Origin of the sequence: Streptomyces sp. TP-A0356 (genome assembly GCF_001417775.1) — a bacterium.
GTDB lineage: Bacteria > Actinomycetota > Actinomycetes > Streptomycetales > Streptomycetaceae > Streptomyces.
In genome coordinates, this window is sequence record NZ_BBZJ01000030.1 from 22,509 (window position 1) to 42,908 (window position 20,400).

The 20,400-nt window shown below is 70.8% G+C and carries 14 protein-coding genes and 4 pseudogenes; 16 read left to right on the plus strand and 2 right to left on the minus strand.

Annotated elements, in window-relative coordinates:
• Positions 1-834: 834 nt before the first annotated feature.
• From ASC56_RS30980 to ASC56_RS31015, 8 genes are all read left to right on the plus strand, one after another.
• Positions 835-1,866 (plus strand): hypothetical protein, encoded by a 1,032-nt coding sequence (locus ASC56_RS30980; protein WP_055494915.1) that lies wholly within the window; start codon positions 835-837, stop codon positions 1,864-1,866.
• Positions 1,867-1,937: 71 nt separating this feature from the next.
• Positions 1,938-2,360, plus strand: coding sequence for a phage tail protein (locus tag ASC56_RS30985; protein WP_055494916.1), 423 nt, complete (start codon positions 1,938-1,940; stop codon positions 2,358-2,360).
• A gap of 34 nt (positions 2,361-2,394) precedes the next feature.
• Positions 2,395-3,117, plus strand: coding sequence for a LysM peptidoglycan-binding domain-containing protein (locus tag ASC56_RS30990; RefSeq protein WP_055494917.1), 723 nt, complete (start codon positions 2,395-2,397; stop codon positions 3,115-3,117).
• The gene (locus ASC56_RS30995) at positions 3,117-5,021 is read left to right on the plus strand and encodes a VgrG-related protein (protein ID WP_055494918.1); all 1,905 of its coding nucleotides are present in this window, start codon (positions 3,117-3,119) and stop codon (positions 5,019-5,021) included. The genes ASC56_RS30990 and ASC56_RS30995 overlap by 1 nt, the downstream gene beginning before the upstream one ends.
• A gap of 40 nt (positions 5,022-5,061) precedes the next feature.
• On the plus strand, positions 5,062-5,496 hold the full coding sequence (locus ASC56_RS31000; protein ID WP_055494919.1) for a GPW/gp25 family protein: 435 nt from the start codon (positions 5,062-5,064) through the stop codon (positions 5,494-5,496).
• Positions 5,496-7,457: a putative baseplate assembly protein gene (locus ASC56_RS31005; protein ID WP_055494920.1), complete on the plus strand. Its 1,962-nt coding sequence runs from the start codon at positions 5,496-5,498 to the stop codon at positions 7,455-7,457. Before ASC56_RS31000 ends, ASC56_RS31005 begins: the two co-directional genes overlap by 1 nt.
• Entirely contained in the window at positions 7,457-8,041 is a 585-nt protein-coding gene (locus ASC56_RS31010) for a phage tail protein (RefSeq protein ID WP_055494921.1), read from the plus strand. Before ASC56_RS31005 ends, ASC56_RS31010 begins: the two co-directional genes overlap by 1 nt.
• A gap of 593 nt (positions 8,042-8,634) precedes the next feature.
• Complete coding sequence (locus tag ASC56_RS31015; protein ID WP_234377121.1) at positions 8,635-9,867, plus strand: zinc ribbon domain-containing protein; 1,233 nt, start codon at positions 8,635-8,637, stop codon at positions 9,865-9,867.
• Positions 9,868-10,223: 356 nt separating this feature from the next.
• Here ASC56_RS31015 and ASC56_RS31020 read toward each other — a convergent pair.
• Positions 10,224-11,046: pseudogene (locus tag ASC56_RS31020) on the minus strand (IS5 family transposase).
• 466 nt (positions 11,047-11,512) lie between these two features.
• The gene (locus ASC56_RS31025) at positions 11,513-12,055 is read right to left on the minus strand and encodes an SMI1/KNR4 family protein (RefSeq protein WP_055494922.1); all 543 of its coding nucleotides are present in this window, start codon (positions 12,053-12,055) and stop codon (positions 11,513-11,515) included.
• 1,397 nt (positions 12,056-13,452) lie between these two features.
• On the opposite strand from ASC56_RS31025, the pseudogene ASC56_RS42245 reads away from it, so the two are divergent.
• The 8 genes and pseudogenes from ASC56_RS42245 to ASC56_RS31075 all read left to right on the plus strand — a co-directional run.
• Positions 13,453-14,097, plus strand: a pseudogene (locus tag ASC56_RS42245) (tyrosine-type recombinase/integrase); the annotation flags it as partial.
• Between the two features lie 67 nt (positions 14,098-14,164).
• Positions 14,165-14,752 carry a DUF4240 domain-containing protein gene (locus ASC56_RS31045; protein ID WP_055494926.1) on the plus strand — a complete coding sequence of 196 codons (588 nt, stop codon included), beginning with the start codon at positions 14,165-14,167 and terminating at the stop codon, positions 14,750-14,752.
• 38 nt (positions 14,753-14,790) lie between these two features.
• A pseudogene (locus ASC56_RS31050) lies at positions 14,791-15,415 on the plus strand (IS21 family transposase); the annotation flags it as partial.
• A pseudogene (locus ASC56_RS31055) lies at positions 15,412-16,004 on the plus strand (ATP-binding protein); the annotation flags it as partial. The pseudogenes ASC56_RS31050 and ASC56_RS31055, both read left to right, overlap by 4 nt.
• Positions 16,005-16,080: 76 nt before the next feature.
• Complete coding sequence (locus tag ASC56_RS31060; protein ID WP_371330314.1) at positions 16,081-16,563, plus strand: winged helix-turn-helix domain-containing protein; 483 nt, start codon at positions 16,081-16,083, stop codon at positions 16,561-16,563.
• A gap of 145 nt (positions 16,564-16,708) precedes the next feature.
• Positions 16,709-17,152: a transposase gene (locus ASC56_RS31065; RefSeq protein WP_055494927.1), complete on the plus strand. Its 444-nt coding sequence runs from the start codon at positions 16,709-16,711 to the stop codon at positions 17,150-17,152.
• A 177-nt stretch (positions 17,153-17,329) separates the two neighbouring features.
• Positions 17,330-18,688 (plus strand): glycosyl hydrolase, encoded by a 1,359-nt coding sequence (locus ASC56_RS31070; protein ID WP_159039733.1) that lies wholly within the window; start codon positions 17,330-17,332, stop codon positions 18,686-18,688.
• A 357-nt stretch (positions 18,689-19,045) separates the two neighbouring features.
• Positions 19,046-20,398, plus strand: a complete 1,353-nt coding sequence (locus ASC56_RS31075; RefSeq protein WP_234377122.1) for a glycosyltransferase family 2 protein — start codon at positions 19,046-19,048, stop codon at positions 20,396-20,398.
• Positions 20,399-20,400: the final 2 nt, after the last annotated feature.

Here is a 20,400-nt window from a genome sequence, read left to right on the forward strand (position 1 = left end):
CCGACGCGTTCCGCGAGCCCCGCGGCCGCCTCGGCGCCCGCCGGCGTGACTCCCGCCGAGGGCACCCACTCGGGAATCACGGGCAGCGCCGACACCGCTCCCTCGGCCGTGCCGCGTGCCGCCGATCCAACGCGCCCCATCACGACACCGGCTACCGGCTCCGCGCAACAAGGTGCGACATCCACGGCACCCGGGGGCCCAGGGAGCACACGCAGCGCCGACACCGCACCCCTGACCATCGCCCGCGCCGGGGACCCCGCGCGCCCCACCACCAAGCCCAAGGCCGACTCCACGCAACCCCGCACGCCATCCACGGCCGCCGCGGGCCCGGAAGCTACGCGAAGCGCCAACGCCGAACACCCGGCCGGTGCCGGCGCCGTCGGTCCAACGCGCCCCGCCACCGCGGCCCATACCGACTCCGCTGGGCCAGGCGTGACCATTGCGCGCGCCCTCAATGCAACGCCCCCTGCCGTCACGCCTGTTGCCGACGCCGTACGACCAGACGCGCCGGCCATTGCCGACGCCGTACGACCGGACGCGCCGGCCACTGCCGACGCCGTACGACCAGACGCGCCAGCCGCTGCCGATGCCGTACGACCGGACGCGCCAGCCGCTGCCGATGGCCTGCGCCCGGCCTCCGCATCCGCCGTCGGCTCGCCGGGGGCAGCACCGCCAGTCCAGCGAAGTGTCGCCCCCGGAACACGACGTCTGGGCCTCGGCGCCCCGCTCTCCTCGCAGCCCATCGCCCCTGAGGGCGCTCCCCTCCAGCCGAGCCGCGGGATCCAGCCGAGCACGCCCGCCCATCCGAACCCCCCGGCCCAACTCGGCGGACCCGTGCAGCCGAGCGCGCCCACCCAACGCAGCCCCCAGGACCAGCCCAACACGGCCCCCCGCACGAACCCCCCGGCAGACCCCAACACGCCTGTCCAGCCCGGCACGCCCATCCAACGCAGTCCTGACGCCAGCGGCCCCGACGCCTCCTCCCCCCTGCCCGTTTCACTCCCGGGCCCGGTCGCGAGGGCCACCGATGCCACGCCCGGCCCCGCCCTCCGGCGTACCCCCTCCGCCACATCGCGCCGCTCCCCGCTCGGCGCCCCCCTCCCCACCACCCCCACCGACGCAACCCCCCTCGCAAGCTCGGCCGCCCCCGCCCCCGCGGCCACAGACCAGGCACCGCGCACGCCCACGGCGCCCTCCACCGCCGTACCGACTCCACCGGCGACCCCCCACACAGCCACCATCCAGCGCGCGGCAACCCCCGCGCCCGTACACCGCCCGGCTCCCCCAGCGGCCTCCACCCCACCCCTCGTCCAGCGCGCAACGCCCGCCACGCGCCCCGCACTTCCACTCACCGCCCCCACCACGCGCACCGCCCCAGCCACCCACGCTCCCCGCACCACCCCTTCCCCGCTCCCGGTAGCGCCCCTCACCCCGCCCCCGCCCCCGAGCGCCACCACGCCCTCCACCGCTCTTCCCGTCGTCCAGCGCCTCGGCTGGAAGTCGAAGACGGCGGCCAAGAAGTCCGCCACCGGGGCCCTCGCAGCCGCCGCGGCAGCCACCGTCGCCACCCCCCTCATCAGGCCGGCCAACCCGCCCACCCCACCCGCCCCGGCGGCGACCAACCGCCGCGCCGAAGCCGAGCCGCCACCGCCGTACACCCCGCCTGGGGCGCCACCCGCCCACTCCGCCTCGGCCCCGCCCCAGTACACGGCGATCCCGCCAGGCGCCTTCGACCCCCGTGAGCTGACCGACTTCCAGCTCGACGAACTCGTGCACCGGATCATCGGCCGCATCACCCGTCTCATCCGCACCGAACTCCGCCTGGACCGCGAACGCATCGGCAAGCTCCGCGACCCCCGCCACTGACCCAGCCACCCGCAGACCACCGCCCCCGACTCGGTACGACAGACTCGGTACGACAGAAAGGCCCACCCGCGATGTCCCGCCAGGACCCGGGCTCCACCATCTGGTTCACCCTCAGCATCGACGGCGAGAGCCTCGGCTACTTCAACGGATGCGAGGGGCTGTCGTCCCAGGTGGAGGTCGAGCACCGCCAGGAGGGCGGCAACAACGGCTTCGTCTGGCAGCTGCCGACCCGAGTCACGTTCTCCACGATCCGGTTGACCCGCCCGCTCACCCCGGACACCGCGAAGGTCGCCAAGTGGATCTCGTCCGTGCAGACCGGCATCAAGCGGCCCACCGCACAGATCGCGGCACTGCGCGCGGACGGCTCGGAGGTGGCCCGCTGGGGCCTGATCGACGTGCTTCCGGTGAGCTGGACCGGGCCCTCCCTCGACCCCGCCAACCCGGCCGTGGCGACCGAGGTGCTGGAGATCGCCCACCACGGCTTCACGGACTGAGACCCACGGACTGAGGGGAGGGACCCGAAACACCATGGCAAAGGGCAGCAAGGGCGCCGGCAAGAGCCTCGTACGCGCCACGCTCGCGATCCACGAACCCCCCGTCGGCGGCAGCACCACGCCCGGCGGGATCATCAAGACCTTCGGCTTCGACTTCAACCCGGCCCAGTTGTCCCTCACCCGCCGCGCCCAGTGGAAGTCCACCCCGGCGCAGATCGAACGTGACGGCCCGCTCCCGGAGTTCATGGGCGCCCAACCGCGCGAGATGAGCGTGGAGATCTTCCTCGACTCCTCCGACGAGCCGACCAGCAACACCGTGCTGAAGAAGGTGGAGTCGCTGCTGGACTGCTGCGAGGTGACGACCAAGAGCATCGCCGCCAAGCAGCCGTCGCCGCCCTGGGTGGTGCTGCAGTGGGGGTCGTTCTCGACGGCCCGGTTCACGGCGTACGTCAGTTCCGTGGAGGCCAACTACACCCTCTTCGGCACGACGGGCGTGCCGATCCGCGCCACCTGCCGACTGCAGCTGCACGAGATCCCGAGCAAGACCAAGGGGCAGAACCCGACCTCCGGCGCCCTCACCGCGCAGCGCGTGCACCGAGTCGTGGCCGGGGACTCCCTGCAGTCGCTGGCCTGGCGGGAGTACGGCAACGCGGCCGCCTGGCGTTCGATCGCCGAGGCCAACGGCATCGACGACCCGGGGCACCTGCCGACCGGCGTCGAACTGGTACTGCCCGCCGCCGAGGAGGTGCGCGGCTGATGGTGCGTACCGCGTTCTCCAATGTCATCGATGTGAAGATCGGCGGCGCCAAGCTGCCTCCCGAGTTCGCCCGTGCGCTCGTCGACAGCTACGTCGACCAGGGCGTCGGCGTACCGGCCGCGTTCCGGCTCACCTTCCGGGACCCGTACCGGCTGCTCCTCGGCAAGCTGGGCGTCACCTTCGGCACCAAGGTGGTCCTGGCGCCGGTCGCCGACGGTCAGGGAGCCTCCGATCCGCTGCTGACCGGCGAGGTCACCGGTCTGGAGGCCGACTACGACGGCACCGGCACGTTCACCGTCATCCGCGGCTACGACTTCGGGCACCGCCTGCTGCGCCAGCGCCGGGTGGCGGCCTACCGCAACCAGAGCGCCTCGGACATCGCCCGGAAGCTGGCCGCGCAGGACGGGGTGCCGATCGGGCGGATCGAGTCGACGAAGACGGTGTACGAGTTCATCAGCCAGTCCAACGTCAGCGACTGGGACTTCCTCGCACGGCTCGCCGACGAGAACGAGATGGTCATGTCCGTGGACGCGGACGGCAAGTTCCAGTTCGTGACGCCCCAGCCGTCCTCCGGGGCGCCCTCCCCCGACACCGACGGCGACAAGAGTCCGTTCGTGCTCCAGGCCGGGCACGACATCCTGCGGCTGCGGGCCGCCGTGACCGCCGCCGACCAGGTCGGGAAGGTCGAGTCGCGGGGCTGGGACGTGACCACGAAGAAGAAGCTCACCGCCACCGCGCCCGCCACCTCCAACCCGGCCATCACCATCGGGACCACTCCGGGCGCGGCGGCCGGGAAGTTCAAGACCGCCAAGCTGGTGGAGACGGGCACGCCGTACGACAAGCAGAGCGAGGTGAAGTTCGCCGCCGACGCGCTCGCCGACGACGTCACCTCCTCCTTCGCCGAACTGGAGGTGGTGGCGCGGGGAAATCCCAAGCTGCGCCCGGGAGTTCCGGTGGCCCTCGCGGACGTCGGCGTGCCCTTCGAGGGCAAGTACACCGTCACCTCCGTACGGCACGCCTTCGGGGACGGCACCCACTACGAGGCGTGGGTGACGGTCAGCGGCCGGCAGTGGCGTTCGCTGTACGGGCTCGCGTCCGGGGGCGCGGACACCGCTCCTCGGCTGCCCAGTGTGGCCAACGCCCTGGTCACCGACGTGAACGACCCGCTCAAGCAGGGGCGGGTCCGGTTGCAGTTCCCGTGGCTGGACGACACCTACGTCAGTGACTGGACGCGGACCGTGCAGCTGGGCGGGCTCGGTGGCGGCGGGGTCTTCCCGATGGACGTCAACGACGAGGTTCTGGTGGCGTTCGACCGGGGTGCCCTCGACCATCCCTTCGTGATCGGCGGGCTCTACAACGGCAGGGACAGACCGACCGTCGTCAGTGACGTGCCGCTGCACGACACCGTGCGGAAGAAGGCGAGCCGGCACACCGTCTCCGACCGGGACGGGAACCGGATGGACCTGCTCAGCCAGAAGACCGGCGGCCGCAAGCAGGGCGTCCGGCTCGCGTCCGGCGACAAGCGGCTGGTGATCGACCTGGACCGGACGAACACCGAGATCGTCGTGGACAGCAAGGGCTCGGTCACCATCAAGGGCAGCCGGTCGGTGTCGGTGGAGGCCGGCACGGACCTCACCCTCAGCGCCCGGCGCAATCTGACCATCAAGAGCGGCGGGACGCTCGACATCCGCGGCAACGGCCTGGTCAACGTCGAGGCGGCGGGCGCGCTGTCACTGGATGCGACGGGCGCCCTGAACATGAAGGCGCTGGGCAGCGCCACGCTCAGCGCGATGGCCAGCGTGCAGATCAACGCCGTCGCCAACGTCGGCATCCGGGCGGTCACGGTGCCGATCATGGGCGTGCTGACCTCCAACGGGATGCCCGTGATGGTGATTCCGGCATGAGCGGGCGGCAGGTCTTCCAGGAGAGGCAGGTGCGCGGCTGATGGCCGAACAGTTCGTCGGGTCCGGCTGGTCGTTCCCGTTGCGCATCGGGCCGACCGGCGGTATCGCCCTGGTCAGCGGCGAGCGGGAGGTCGAGGAGGCCATCCGGCTGGTGCTGTCGACCGCGCCCGGGGAGCGGCCGATGCGCCCGGACTTCGGCTGCGCCATCCACGACCTGGTCTTCGCGCCCGTCAACGAGCAGACCGCGGGCCGTATCCAGCACGAGGTGTACGTCAGCCTGGACCGCTGGGAGCCGCGCATCGAGGTCGACGACGTCGAGGTCACGGCGGGCTCCGACCAGAGCGTGCTGTACATCGACGTCCGCTACTCGATCCGCGGCACCAACAACCCGCGCAGCCTGGTCTTCCCCTTCTACGTCATTCCGTCCCACGACGAGCCGGACGGCACCTCCCCGGCTCCGGAAAGCGACCGCTGATGGCCCTGCCCTCCCCCAACCTCGACGACCGCCGCTTCCAGCAGTTCGTCGACGACGCCAAGCGCTACATCCAGCAGCGCGCACCGGAGTGGACCGACCACAACGTCTCCGACCCCGGCGTCACCCTCGTCGAGACGGTCGCGCACATGGCCGACCAGATCGTCTACCGGCTCAACCGGGTGCCGGAGAAGAACCATCTGGCGTTCCTGGACCTGGTCGGGATCACCCTCTTCCCGCCGTCGGCGGCGCGCACGGACGTGACGTTCTGGCTGTCGGCGCCGCAGGAGGAGCCGGTGTCCGTGCCGGTGGGCACGGAGGTCGCCACCATGCGCACGGAGAGCGAGGAGGCCGTCGTCTTCGCCACCGAGCGCGAACTGACGGTCGTCCCTTGCGAGTTGCGTCATCTTCTGGTGCAGCACCGGGGCGAGCCCGCGGTCGACCGGACGCCCGACCTCGCCGAGGAGGACAAGGACCTGCTGTGCTTCTCGGAGTCCCCCGACCCCGACGACTGCATGCTGCTCGGTCTGACCGCGGCCGTACCGCACTGCGCGCTCGCCCTCGACCTGGACAGCCGGGTGGACGGCGTCGGCGTCGACCCGCGCCAGCCGCCGCTGGTGTGGGAGGCGTGGACAGCGGACGGCTGGCAGCCCTGCGAGGTCGACCGGGACGGCACGGGCGGTCTCAACCGCCCCGGTGAGGTGGTCCTGCACATTCCCGGCGGGCACGTCCTGTCCCGCAACGCCGGTCAGGAGGCGGGCTGGCTGCGCTGCCGGGTCACCGAGCCCCTGCCCGGCCAGCCCTTCTACACCACCTCCCCGACCGTCCGCTCGGCCGAGGCCTTCACCATCGGCGGCACCACCGCCGTCGTACACGCCGAGACGGTGTACGACGAGGCGCTCGGCGAGTCCTCCGGGCTGCCGGGGCAGCGGCTGCGGCTGGCGCACGCGCCCGTGGTCGGCGACAACCCGCCGGTGCTGCTGCAGACGGCCGAGCACGAGGGCTGGGTGGACTGGCAGGTGGTACCGAACTTCGCGGCGTCCGGCCCGTACGACCGGCACATCACGCTCGACGCGACGACCGGCGAGATCGCCTTCGGCCCGGCCGTGCGCGAACCCGACGGCTCGCTGCGCCAGTACGGCACGGCCGCCCCCAAGGGTGCGCCGATCCGCGCCCGCCGGTACCGCACCGGCGGCGGCCGGGCGGGCAACGTGGCCCGGGGGGCCGTACAGATTCTGCGCACCTCCATTCCGTACGTCTCCGAGGTCGTCAACCGCGAGGCGGCGCGCGGCGGGGTCGACGGGGAGACGGTGGAGGAGGCCAAGGTCCGCGCTCCGATCACCCTGCGCGCCCAGGAGCGGGCGGTGACCCTGCGCGACTACGAGGAGCTGGCCCGCCGTGCCGCCCCGGAGACCGCGCGCATCACCTGCCTGGAGGGCGAGGAGGGCGAGCACGGGGCCTATGCGGTACGGGTGTTGGTGGTGCCGCAGGCGGTACCGGACCCGGGCGGCCGGCTGCGCTTCGAGCAACTGGTTCCGGGGGACGTGCTGTTGGACCGGATCACCCGCCATCTGGACGAACGGCGACTGATCGGAACCCGGTTGGCGGTGGGTCCGCCGTACTACCAGGGCGTCACGGTGGTGGCCACGGTCCACGCGTTCCGGGGTGTCGACACGGACCGAGTGCGCCGCGAGGCCCACGACGCCCTGTACCGCCATCTCGACCCGCTCACCGGGGGCGCCGACGGCACGGGCTGGCCCTTCGGCCGTCCCGTGCAGTCGGGTGAGGTGTTCGCGGTGCTGCAACGGGTGCCCGGAGTGGAACTGGTCGACGCGGTGGTCCTGCACCCCGCCGACCCGCTGACCGGCAAGCGCGGCGAGGCGACCGACCGTATCGACCTCTCCGCGCCCTCGCTGGTGTTCTCCTTCGACCACCGCGTCCGGGTGATCGGGGACGGCTCCTGATGAGAGGCTCCATCGACGGCCTGGGCTCCTCGGCACCGATCGGCATGATGCTGCCCGCCGTGTTCGCCGACGACGACCTGGCACAGCGCTTCGTCGCCGGTCTCGACGAGGTGATCGCGCCGATCCAGGGCGTGCTCGACTGCCTGGACACCTACTTCCGGCCGTCCCTCGCGCCGCTCGACTTCACGCAGTGGCTGGGCAGTTGGGTCGGCGCGGAGACCGACGGCGGCGAACCCGAGCAGTTGCTGCGGGCAGCCGTGGCCGCCGCCGCGTATCTGCACCGCATCCGCGGCACCCGGCGCGGCCTGTCGGAAGCGGTGCGGCTCGCCTTCGGGGCCGAACCGGAGATCAGCGAGAGCGGGGGCGCCGACTGGAGCGCCCGCCCGCTGGGGCCGGTCCCCGGTGAGGCACGCCCGCGCCTGCACGTGCACCTCCGCCTGCCCGACCCCACCCCCGGGGACCGGCACCGCCTGGACACCCTGGTGGCCGCCGCCCGCCCCGCCCATATGCCGTACACGGTCCAGGTGACCGCCACCGACGCCACCGACGCCGCCGTACCCGCCGAAAGGACCCCGGAGAAATGACGACCACCCAGAACTGCGCCGAATGCGGCACCCGCGCGGAACCGGGCCAGTCGTTCTGCGACGCCTGCGGGGCGGTGCTGAGCTGGACGGACCGAGCGGAAGCGGGGGCGAGGACCTCGGCCGGAGCGTCCGGGACCGCTAAGGCGTCGGATGCCTCGGGCGGGGGTTCCGGGGACGCCGGGACATCGGCCGGTACAGCGACCGGGAATGCGGGCGGGACTTCGGGCGCGGCGGCTGCCCGGGCGGCGGGGCCCTCGGCCGGGACACCGACCGGGACTTCGAGCGCGGCGGCTGCCCGAGCGGCGGGGCCCTCGGCCGGCACATCGACCGGGACTTCAGGCGCGGCGGCTGCCCGGGCGGCGGGGCCCTCGGCCGGGACACCGACCGGGACTTCGAGCGCGGCGGCTGCCCGGGCGGCGGGGCCCTCGGCCGGGACTTCCGCCGGCCCCTCCGGCGACGGCCCGACGGGTTTCGGCGCGAACGGCTCGCCGAGCCGGCCCGAAGAGGCGGGAGCCGCCTCCGGCGGGACCGCCGACGCCGGTCCGGACGGACCGCCCGCGACTGCGGCCCCCGCCGCCAACGCCACCGCCACCGTGGCGGCCGGCCCCGACGGTACCGAACCCGGCTGGGACGCCTTGTCCCGCCCGGACGGCGGTGCGGGCCTGGCACCCACCCGGCAGGACCAACTCGGCGCGGCCTCGCCGTCCCAGCCAGCCGACGAGAGCGGGGACGCGCCCGAAACCGCCGCCGCGCCCCACACCTCCGCCGCCGCGCCCGACACCCCGGCCGCCGCGCCCGCCGCCACCGTCCCGACGCCCGCCGCCTCCGCCACCGTCCCGATGCCTGCCGCCGCACCATCCGTCGGCGACACCGCCCCCACCGAACCGGTCCCCGCCGCCGCACCGGCCCCCGGAACCCCGGACGGCATGACCGACCGCGCCCGCCAGCTCCTCGTCCCCGTCACCGACCCGGAGCCCCGCCCCACGGCGGCCCCCTCCGTCGCCCCGGTCCTGCCCGGCCGACCGGTGGCGCAGCGCCCGCAGGTCGTACGGGCACCGGGTGAGGAACTCGGCGCGGACGGCGGAATCCCCTGCCCCTGGTGCTCGACGCGGAACCGGCCCGACCGCCACTACTGCACCCGGTGCGCGATGCCGATGGCCGGGCAGGGAGAGACCCCGGACCGCCTGCCCTGGTGGCGGCGCCTCATCGGCCCCGGCAACCGGGAGGCCCCGTGGGCGGGCGACCGCCCCCGGCTGCGCCGTGCCTTCGACCGCGTACTCACCTGGCTGGGCGCGGCACTCGTACTGACGCTCCTGATCCTGCTGGCCGTCAACATCCCTCAGGGCGTCCAGGCGGCCAAGGACCACTTCGCCAAGCGAGCCCCGGTCGCCCCGGACCGTGTCACCGCGTCCCGCTCCTACCCGGGCCACAACCCCCAGCTGGCCTTCGACAAGCTGAACAACACCTGGTGGGGGCCGGGGGTGTCGGAGTCCGGCCAGGGCCAGTGGATCGAGGCCCGCTTCGACCAGCCGACCCGGCTGCTGGACCTGATCATCACGCCGGGGGTGTCGACCCGCGCCGACCAGCTCTCCAAGTCGGCGCTCCCGCACCGCGTCGAGGCCCGCGTCACCACGGCCGACGGCAAGACCACGACCCGCGAACTCACCCTCGACCAGGGCGCGGGCGGCCAACGCCGCGCCTTCCGCGTCGGCATGGTCACCGCGGTCCGCTTCACCATCGAGTCCGCGTACCAGACCTCTGCCAGCAAGCAGGTGTCCATCGCCGAGATCGAGTTCTTCGGTCCGTCGAACGCGAGCGGGTCCTGACCCTGGGGGCTGACCGAACAACCACCCCGAGGCGCCACGGCCCCCGCCGCGAGACGCCTCACAGGGTCAGCGTGTTCGCGGCAGCGATGCCCCCGAGCCCGCGGGCGAAGGCGGCTTCGGCCCAGCCGCCCCTGCGCCACGGGAAGAACCGGTCGATGGCCAGTCGGCCCGGTCCGATGGCGGCGATGCGAGCGCGACGACGGCGATGCAGACGCTGTACTCCACACCGCCGTCCCTCTCCCACAGGCCGTGGGCGCCGGTGACAGTCGAGATGGCATTGATCACCACGCCGATCGGGGCGGCGGACGCAAGCGGTGTTAGTGAGCGTTTGATTCTCGGTTGTCTGTTTCATTTGCTTAGGTGTCACGCCAGTTGGTGGTGGCTTCGTGGGTGAGGCGGCGGGTCACGAGGTTGATGGCGGCCAGTTGGATCATGGCTGCTGATCGGTGTGGGTGGGTTTCGTAGTCGCGGGCGGGGCGGCGGCGGTGCATGAGCCGGCCGAGGTGCGTTCGATGACCCAGCGGCGGGGCTGGACGTGGAAGCCGCGGGTGGTGGGGTCGCATTGGGCGATTTCGAGGTCGATGCCGAGGTGGGCGGCTTGTTCCACGGCTTTGGTTTTGTAGCCGTTGTCGGCCCAGGCTTTGGTGATGGTGGGGTGGCGATCGCGGACTTGAGTCAGGAGTTCGTGCCGGCGGCGGAGTCGTGGACGCTGGCGGCGGTGACGGCCACGGCCAGCAGGAGGCCGAGCGTGTCGGTGACGATGTGCCGCTTGCAGCCGATGATTCTCTTGGCGGGGTCGATGCCTTGGCTGGCCAGGTGGACGGTGGCGGAGGTCTTGATGCTCTGGCTGTCGATCAGGCAGGCGCTGGGCTCGCTGGAGCGGCCCTCGCTCTGGCGGACTTTGCCGCGTAACAGGCCGGTGAGCTGGTCGAAAATGCCGTCGGCTTCCCAGAGGGCGAAGTACCCGTAGACGGTCTGGTGGGGCGGGAAGTCGTGGGGCAGGTAGCGCCAGGCGATGCCGGTGCGGTCGACGTAGAGGATGGCGTTCATCAGGGCGCGCAGGTCGTGGGTTGGCTTGCGGATGCCGTCGCGGGCCTGGCGCCAGGCTTCGAGGGTGGGGCGGATGAGTTCCCAGCGGGCGTCGGACAGGTCGCTGGGGTAGCGCCGTGAGGGCTGCATGATGCCTGGTTATGCGGTGGCGGTCGGCCTGAGCAGGGCGTGTGCGGGGGTGTCGGTGGCACCGGGGCGTGCATTCTCATTCTCGTGTGAACCGGTGGATTTCTAAATGAGACAGGAGTTCTTGTGTGGGAACCGGCGCATAACTGGCCCACTATTTGCGACAGAAGCCATTTTTCCGGCGGAACACGCGGGTTAATGCTCGTGTCTGACCTCCGGAAATCACCATCAACCATCTGACAAGCGAATCAAACGCTCACTAAATCCCTGATGACTGGGGGCCCGGCGATGCACGCAAGGTGGCTACTCCATCGGTGGATCCAGGCTGATGTCCTGGTCAGTGCGCTGGCACGGCAGCGTGGCTCTGTGCACGGGAACGGACAGCAGATGTTCACCACTTCGGGAGGCACTTGAGCGACTCACCAAAGTCGAACTGCTCGCGAGTCTCGGCGGGCGCCTGGGGCCGTGCTCAGGTCCACCAGCTTTCGCCCGAGTGCCAGCGCTGCACCCACTCAGCGAAGCCCCATGCCTCAGCTCCGGGCACCGGGCTCGCACCGACGTCAGACACCATCCAGACCTCACCGCGGTGAGATCCCGCAGTCAACAGCAGCCAGAACGACTGACTGTCCTCGGAGCCGAGGACGACCGATCCGCGGGTGAACACGGCATCGATGCGCGGATCGTCTGGATCGACGGTCTCGTCGTCCTCCCATGGCCAGGCCGCCTCCAGAGGAAAGGGATCTGCCGGCTGCCGAGGCCCCAGATCCGGCCAGCTCGCCGGCAGCCACCCCAGCGGCTGGAGGCCGCCGTCTTCGGCAGGACCGAGGCTGCAGCCGTTGCTGATCTCGGTGACGAAGGTCCGGTACGGCTCCGGAAGCGTTACCCGGTTCTCGGCCTCCCACCTCGCAACGCCTTCATAGCCCAGCGCAGGCTCCCGCCACTCGGGCACGAAAGCGGACCGCAAGAAGTCGAGTGTGGCCTCATCGGGATGCTGATCAGGTGTGGTCGTCACGGGAGCATGCTCGCAGAGGCAGCAGGCATCTGATCTTGCGCCCCGACACTTCACAGTTGCGCTGCCCATTCTCGTGAACATCGAACAGACTCCGACCGGGGTGCCTCCCGAAGTGGTGAAAATGTGCTGCAACCGGGACCGTCAACGCGTCGACCTCGGCGGAAGCGATCGGTGACCGCTACCCGGCTCGGCCGGTGCCTGATGACTGGCCGGCCACCAGACAGCCGACTGAGCAGGTACTTAAGCTGTGGGCGGCGGCGTCTCCCCGCACGGAGACGCCGCGCAGCCACAATTTCCGCCGCCGCGGGCTCATGCTGCTGCTGGAGTGGCTGCAAGAGCAGCCCGGTCACAACTGGCAGGAGCGATGGCTGGCCAGTGGCGCGGACGCTGCCGGCGAGCGTTGGGCCGATGGACCGGCCTGCTGGCTGCAGCGGCAGGGCAAGTACTCGCGGACAGGGCTTGAGACCATGACCAGCGCGCTGATCATCTTGGTTGGGGCCGACGTGGTACGCCCCTCGCTGGCCTGGCTCTTCACCGGAGGAAAGAAGCGCAAGGTCGCCCGGAACATGATCTGGTCCCGCGACACCGCAGGCTTCGACCGCGTCGACCGGTTCTGCCGCCAGGACCCCGGGATCACCGACGACGCGCGTGAGCACATCGTGTTCCGCCTCGCAGTGATCATCGCGGCCAAAGGCGGGACGATGGCCGACATCACCGTCGGCGACCTGCTGGAGTCCCTGGACGTCGAGTACTCCCTGCGCGGAGAACGGCGCCTGGGCTCAGCCGCGTTCCGGGTGCTGCGAGAGCTGGGGGTTTTCGGCCCCGGCGTCCCGACGCTGCGGGAGATCACAAGCAACGGCCAGCTGGCTGTCGAGGAACTCGTCGATCGCTACCCGATCGCCTGCCGCCCGGTCCGCGACCTGCTGGTGGACTACCTCAAGGAGCGGCAGCCCTCCCTCGACTACTCCACGCTGCGCGGCGAGGTCTATCACCTGGCCAAGAGCTTCTGGACGGACCTGGAACAGCACCACCCCGGCATCGCCTCACTGCGCCTGGACCCGGCTACGGCGACGGCCTGGAAGCAGCGCCTGCAGACCAGAACCAAGAAGATCACAGCCGGGGACGGGCAGCGGATCGAGGTGACGGTCGAACGTCTCAACTACCACGACACTCTGGCAACGGTCCGCGCCTTCTATCTGGATCTCGCGCAGTGGGCACTGGAGGACCCCGCCCGCTGGGGACCGTGGGTCGCGCCCAGCCCGGTGAGCCAGCACGACCTGGACCGGCGCAAAGCCACCCGACGCCGCAAGGCCCGGATGGACGCCCGGACCCGCGAGCGGCTGCCGATCCTGCCGGCCCTCGTGCGCTCTATCTACCAGCACCGCAAAGAAGCCGAGATGCTCCTGGCCGCCGGCCGCCAGGCTCAACCCGGCCAGGAGTTCAACGCCTTCGGCCAGACCCTGATCCGCACACATCGCCCCCACGCCACACCGGAAAACATCTGGGCCACGGATCCGGTCACAGGCCGACAGCGGCTCCCCAACCGCGAGGAGAACCACGCCTTCTGGGCCTGGGCGATCATCGAAGTGCTGCGGCTGACCGGAATCCGCATCGAGGAGATGCTGGAGCTCAGCCACCACAGCCTGGTCCAATACCGGCTCCCCACCACCGGCGAGATCGTGCCGCTGCTGCAGATCGCCCCGTCCAAGACCGACGTCGAACGACTCCTGGTCGTCGGCCCGGAACTGGCCGACGTGCTGTCGACGATCATCTGCCGAATCCGAGGCGCCGACGGCACAGTGCCGCTGATCCGCGCCCGTGACTACCACGAGCTGGTCTGGATGGCCCCGGCCCCGTTGCTGTTCCAGCACCGTATCGGCGCCGAACCGCACCGGATCGGCCGCGAACGCATCTCCACTCTGCTCGACCAAGCCCTGACGCGGACCGGGCTCGTCGACGCCGACGGCACACCACTGCACTGCACGCCGCACGACTTCCGAAGGATCTTCATCACCGACGCCATCATGAACGGGCTGCCACCGCACACCGCCCAGGTCACACGACCTGACCCCGGAGCCGGCTGTCAGAGCCAGGTGAGAGGGTGCGGCCATGAACATCGACGAATTCTGGACCGTCATCGAAACGGCACGCACCGACGCCGCTTCAACCTCCGGAGACCCGGGCCAAGCGTTCGCATCGGCCCTGGTCGAGCGGCTCGCGGCGACCTCGAAGCAGACGATCCTCGAATACCAGCAGTGCTTCGATCAGCTCCACGGGGCGATCTACCGCTGGGACGTGTGGGCTGCCGGCTATCTGATCGGTGGAGGCTGCTCCGACGACGCCTTCATGGACTTCCGCGCCGGGCTCATCGCCCAGGGCCGAGAGTGGTACGACCGGGCCGCTACTGCACCCGATGTTCTCGCCCAGCATCCGGACGTCATCGCTGCGGCGGCCGCAGGGAGCGACGAGGCGCTGTTCAACGAGACGGTCAACTACGCGGCTTCCCACGCCTACGAGCGCATCAACGGCGACGAGGACGACTGCACTTTCTACGACGACTACGACGAGTTCTGCGGACCCCGAGCGGACCACGGGCCAGCTGATATGGGCGAGAGCTTCGATTTCGACGACGCCTCGGAGATGTATTCCCGTCTTCCCAGATTGGCCCAGCTCTTTCTTGATCACGGAGACGACTGAGTTCGCGGAGCCTCCTCACCGCCAAGTTCAGAGAACAGGTCAGCGTCCGCACCAACCGCTACTCGGTGCCGGTGCGGCTGATCGGGCGGCAGGTGAGGGTCCTGCTGCACGCCTCCGAAGTGGTCATCTACGACGGCCGCACCGAGGTCGCCCGGCACGAGCGTCTGGTCGCCAAGGGGCGGGGTCCGCCTTGAACTTGATCACTACCTGGAGGCCCTGCTGCGCAAGCCTGGTGCTCTGCCCGGAGCGACCGCCTTGGACCAGGCCCGCGCTGCTGGCCGGTTCACGCCGGTGCACGATGCCTGGTGGGAGGCGGTACGCAAAGCGCACGGCGACGCCGCCGGGACACGCACGCTGATCGAGGTCTTATTGCTGCACCGGCACATGGCCCACGAGCACGTCGTGGCCGGCGTCGCTGCTGCCTTGCAGGTCGGCGCCCTGACCGCGGACGCGGTCGCGCTGGAGGCCCGCAAGGCCGCCGACCACCCGCCTGCCGCCCAGCAGCCGTCAGACGAGCCGGAGCCGTCCCCGGTGGCCTCGCTGACCGCCCGCAGGCTGGCCCGCCTGCCCGCCGACACCCGGCCGCTGCCGTCGCTGGCCGCCTACGACGCTCTGCTGCGACACCGGCCCGCCACCGACCGTCCCAAGGGAGAAGTGCCGTGACCGCTCAACGCCACCGGGGCCTGACCGAGCAGGCCGCCGACGCCGCCATCGACAGTGCCTGCCGGATGCTGCGGCTGCCCACGATCCGGGCGCAGTTTCCCGACGTCGCCGCTGCGGCCGCCCGTGAGCAGATGACCTACCGGGGCTTTCTCGCCGAGCTGCTGATAGCCGAGTGCGACGACCGGGCACGCCGACGCTCCGAGCGACGGATCAAGGCGGCCGGCTTCCCCCGCCAGAAGTCCCTGCGGGACTTCGACTTCGACGCCAATTCCAACATCGATCCGGCCACCATCCACACCCTCGCCTCCTGCGAGTGGATCAAGAAGGGTGAGCCGCTCTGCCTGATCGGGGACTCCGGCACCGGCAAGTCACACCTGCTGATCGCGCTGGGCACCGAGGCCGCCATGGCCGGCTTCCGGGTCCGCTACGTGCTCGCCACCAAGCTCGTCAACGAACTGTCGAGGCCGCGGACGAACGCCAGCTAACCAAGACCATCGCCCGCTACGGCCGCGTCGACCTCCTCGCGATCGACGAACTCGGCTACATGGAACTCAACCGACGCGGCGCCGAACTGCTGTTCCAGGTGTTACTGACTTCGGCGTCGTAGGGTCTGGGTCTTCGTCGGACCTGGTGACGGCGTGCGCCTTGGCTGGTACCCCGGAGGTATGCGGTACGCAGATGGGGGCGGGCTAACCGCCGAGCAGCGCAAGCGCCGCGAAGGGGTACGGATGCGGGCCGTCGACCTCTTCGAGGAGCGTGTGGAAGTCCCGTGCATCGCCCGGGAGTTACGGGTGAGCGAGAAGTCCGTCTACCAGTGGCGCCGTGCCTGGAAGGCGGGCGGGCGGGAGGCCCTGCGTTCCAAGGGGGCCCCGGGCTACGACTGCCGGCTCGGCCCCCACCTTCAGGCCCGACTCACTGCCTGGCTGGACGAAGGACCGGCTGCACACGGCTGGGCGGACGACCAGGTGTGGACCGCCGCCCGGGTGCGCACGCTGATCGGGCGGAAGTTCCACATCTCCTACAGCGTCTCCGGCGTCACCCGGCTGCTGCACCGGATGGGCTCAGCGTGCAGATGCCCGCCCGCCCCGCCGCCGAGCGCGACGAGGACGCGATCACCGCATGGCGGGAGGCGACCTGGCAGGAGGTAAAACCCTCCGGGCGGCGACCGGCGCGTTCGTCTGCTTCGAGGACGAAGCGGGCGTGACCGGCCGGCCGCCCAAGGGCCGCACCTAGGGCCGACGCGGGATCACCCCGACGGTACGCGTTCCCGGGCGCAGCCGTGGCCGCCTGTCGGTGGCCGGGCTGCTGTGCTACCGGCCCGGGCTGCCTGCCCGCCTGTACTACCGGCTACGCCGGCACACCGGCCGCAAGGACGAGCGCCGCTCGCTCGGCGAGAGCGACTACATCCACCTGCTGGATGGCGCCCACCACCTGCTCAAAGCCCCGCTGATCGTGGTGTGGGACCGGCTCAACACCCACGTCTCCAAGGCGATGCAGGCGTTCGTGGCGGAACGCAAGTGGCTCACGGTGGTGCTGCTGCCCGGATACGCGCCCGAGCTCAATCCAGTCGAGGGCATGTGGGCGCACATCAAACGGAGCCTGGCCAACCTGGCCGCCCGCACCCTCAGCAACCTCGAAACTCTGCTCCGCAGACGACTCAAGGCACTGCAGACCGGCACGCCATCCTTGGCGGGATTCCTCGCCGGGACGGGCCTCGCTCTCGACAGACCGGACTGACGCTACGACGCCGAAGTCAGTAAACCCCCATCCCCTCAACCTCGGTGGCGACTGCCAGGTCAGCCATGCCCTCCCCAGGATCGCCCTCGTGCGGATGCGCTACGGCCCTCACATCGGCCTGCCGTCTGGTTGTGAGACGCTCCCCCTTTGTCACCGGACCCAGGGGGACCAATGCGGATGCGAGGGCGGGTCCAGGTGCTGGGGGCCGCGGCCGGCGTCGCGGTAGGAGCGCCCGCGGCCCTTTGGGCCCTGAACCGAGTGGCCGGCGAGGACGGGCGTGCGCCGCAGGCCGTCCCCACGGATCTGCGCCACCGCGATCCCGACGCAACTGACGCGGCGCGGCGGGTGTACGCGCTGCTGGCCGGGCTGGAGAACGACGCGCGGCGGGGCCGGCCGGGCCAGACCGTGATCGGGCAGCACGTGGAGTTGCACAACGAGCGGTACAACGCTGGGTACGGCGACTACAAGGGCACCAAGCAGCCCGGCTACTACTACCGCAAGGCCCAGGACATCACCGGCCGCCTGCCCGCCTTCGTGGAGTTCGATCTGGGTCCCGGCTACGAGCGTCCGGGCTGGGCCGTGGGCGAGCCCCGCTCCTACTCCCGCGCCTGGCCGAGCTGCCGCCCCCAGTGGGGGTACGTGGAGGACGCCGTGGACCTCGCGGTCGGCGTGTGGGCGGGTCTGCCCCGGCCGGCTGACGGCTCGTACCGTCCCTCGGGCACCCACATGGACTGCTCCTCCGGTACCGAGGTCGCCCTGCCGCACAACGGCGGCGCCCCGGCGGGCCTGGTCGGGTTCTCCTTCCACCAGCCCTACCCGGGCAGCCCGGTCAAGGGCTTCGCGCAGACGCTGCGCCGCAACTCACCAGCCGCGCGGGACCCTGGCTGGTTCGGCCGGGTGGTCACCGAGGGCACCGCCGAGCACGGGGCTCTGCTGCACGACCTCGGGTATCTCGCGGACCACCTGGGCTATCTGGCAGGGCGGGACGTTCCGGTGCTGCTGCGGCCGTACCACGAGATGAACACGGTGCCCGGGCGCGGCTTCTGGTGGGCGGGGCAGGACCCGGCCGCGTACCAGAGGCTGTGGCGGCTGACGTACGACTTCCTGGTGGGCCGGCGCGGCCTGCACAACCTGGTCTTTGTGTGGTCTCCCAACTCCTGGGACGGCGCTTACGGCCGACCGCCGAAGGCCTACTTCCCGGGCGGTGGCTACGTGGACGTCGTAGGCGTTGACGACTACAGCGGGAGCCCGGCTCAGCCGTTCGGCGACGGCGGGTGGACCGAGGTCTGGTACCGCGGCCTGGAGGAATACGTGAGGCCGCGGATCGTTGCCGAGTCCTTCCATGTGCCGCTCAACGCGCACCAGCCCCGGACCCTGACCCGGACGCCGTGGGTGCTGTGGACGGTCTGGGGGCAGGCGCTGACGTACGACAACGTCTCCGAGCCCCGCCACAAGAACACCGCGGCCGATGTGAAGCAGACCTACGGCTCCTCCCAGGTGATCACCGCCGCCGACTGGAGATCAATCGGCAAGTGACGATTCAGTTAAGTTCTGAACGAAAGCTTTCACGCTTCCCCCTCACCTCGCACTTATGTGTAAGGATCAGCTATCTGTTCGGCCAGTGGTTCGGGCGCCTGGGGAGGGCATCTGAGCGGCGCGTGGCCGAACCACCGAAGAAGGCGTTGGGGGCAGGAACTTGATGAGAATGCCATGGGGTGCACCAGTGTGCATGACATGGCGGGATCGCTGTTGCCTCGACGCGTCCACTGATCTCACTGGAGCTTCGCAGTCGTCATGGCATCAACACTGGTTGACGGGGGTGCGCCGCATGCGCGGCACAATGCCAAGCTGGCGCAACGCACCGCTGCCTGGAGGCCGGGCATCCTGCCCTTCTTGCTGCCGTTCGTCATGCTCGTCGCGTTCGGTCTGTGGTCCTACCGGCCGAGCTCCTCGCCCCTGAGCTGGGCGCTCACCGTCGTCTGGTCCCTGCCGGTGGTCGGTGTGCTTGTCGGCATCCAGGGAGCCCTGCTCATCCGCCGCCGAGTGCGGCGCCTGAACGAGATGACCCCGCCCGCTCGCGTCGACGAGGACTTCCTCATCGTCCTGGTGCCGACCATCGGCCGGCACGACACCTACCCGGCGCTGGAGCGCTCGGTCCTCTCCTATGTCGAGCACCTGCCGGAATGGTTCCCCTACATGCGGGTCGACGTCCTGACCGAGGAGGGCTGCGAGGCGGCAGAAACCATCGACCGACTCGCCGACTCGCATCGACTGATCCGGGTGGTGACGGTGCCCAAGGCCTACGTCCCCGCCAACGGCACCCGCTTCAAGGCCCGCGCCAACCACTACGCCCATGAGCTGCGCATCGACGAGGGCGAGGCGCTCGACCACGTCTGGGTGCTGCACATGGACGACGACACCGGAGTCGGCCCGGACACCGCCTCGTCGCTGGCCCAGTTCATCAACCGGCAGCGCCGTGCCCACCCCGACGAGGCCAAGCACATGGCCCAGGGCATCCTCACGTATCCACGCGAGAACGGGGTCAACCTCTTCACCTGGCTCGCCGACGCGGTGCGCCCCGCCGACGACATCGCCCGCTTCCGGGCGCTCACCGGCCTCGGCACCCCGGCGGCCGGCGTGCACGGCGAGCTGCTGGTGCTGCGAGCCTCCATCGAGGCCACAATCGGCTGGGACTTCGGTCCCAAGGAGATCGTCGAGGACGCCCGTCTCGCGCTGACCTTCTGCCGCAAGTACCCGGGCCGCAGCGACTGGTTCAACGGACGCTGCTACGGCGCCTCCCCCGCTAACTCGGCCGACTTCGTCAAGCAGCGCGAGCGCTGGGCCTGGGGCCTGGTCGCCCTCTGCTTCAACAAGGCCGTCCCCTGGCGCTACCGCTGGTTCCTCTCGATCTGCGTGGCCACCTGGATCCTCGGCCCGCTCCAGCACATCGTCGCAGTGCTGTGCATCGGCCTGCTGGTCGGCGACCTGAACACCTCGCCGGCCACGCAGTCGATCGTCATCCTGTGGGCCCTCAACTTCGCCTACGTCATCTGGACCTACTGGGAGGGACTGCGGCTGAACGCGCTCGCGTCGGTCAGTGGCCGGCGCAAGTGGTGGGAGCCGATCGTCGTGGTCGCGCTCATCCCCGTCTTCTCCGTGCTGGAGGGCGTCGGCGGCTTCAAGGGCTTCCTGAAGTTCGTCCGGCGCGAGGAGAACAAGTTCGTCGTGATCGCCAAGCCCGCCTGACC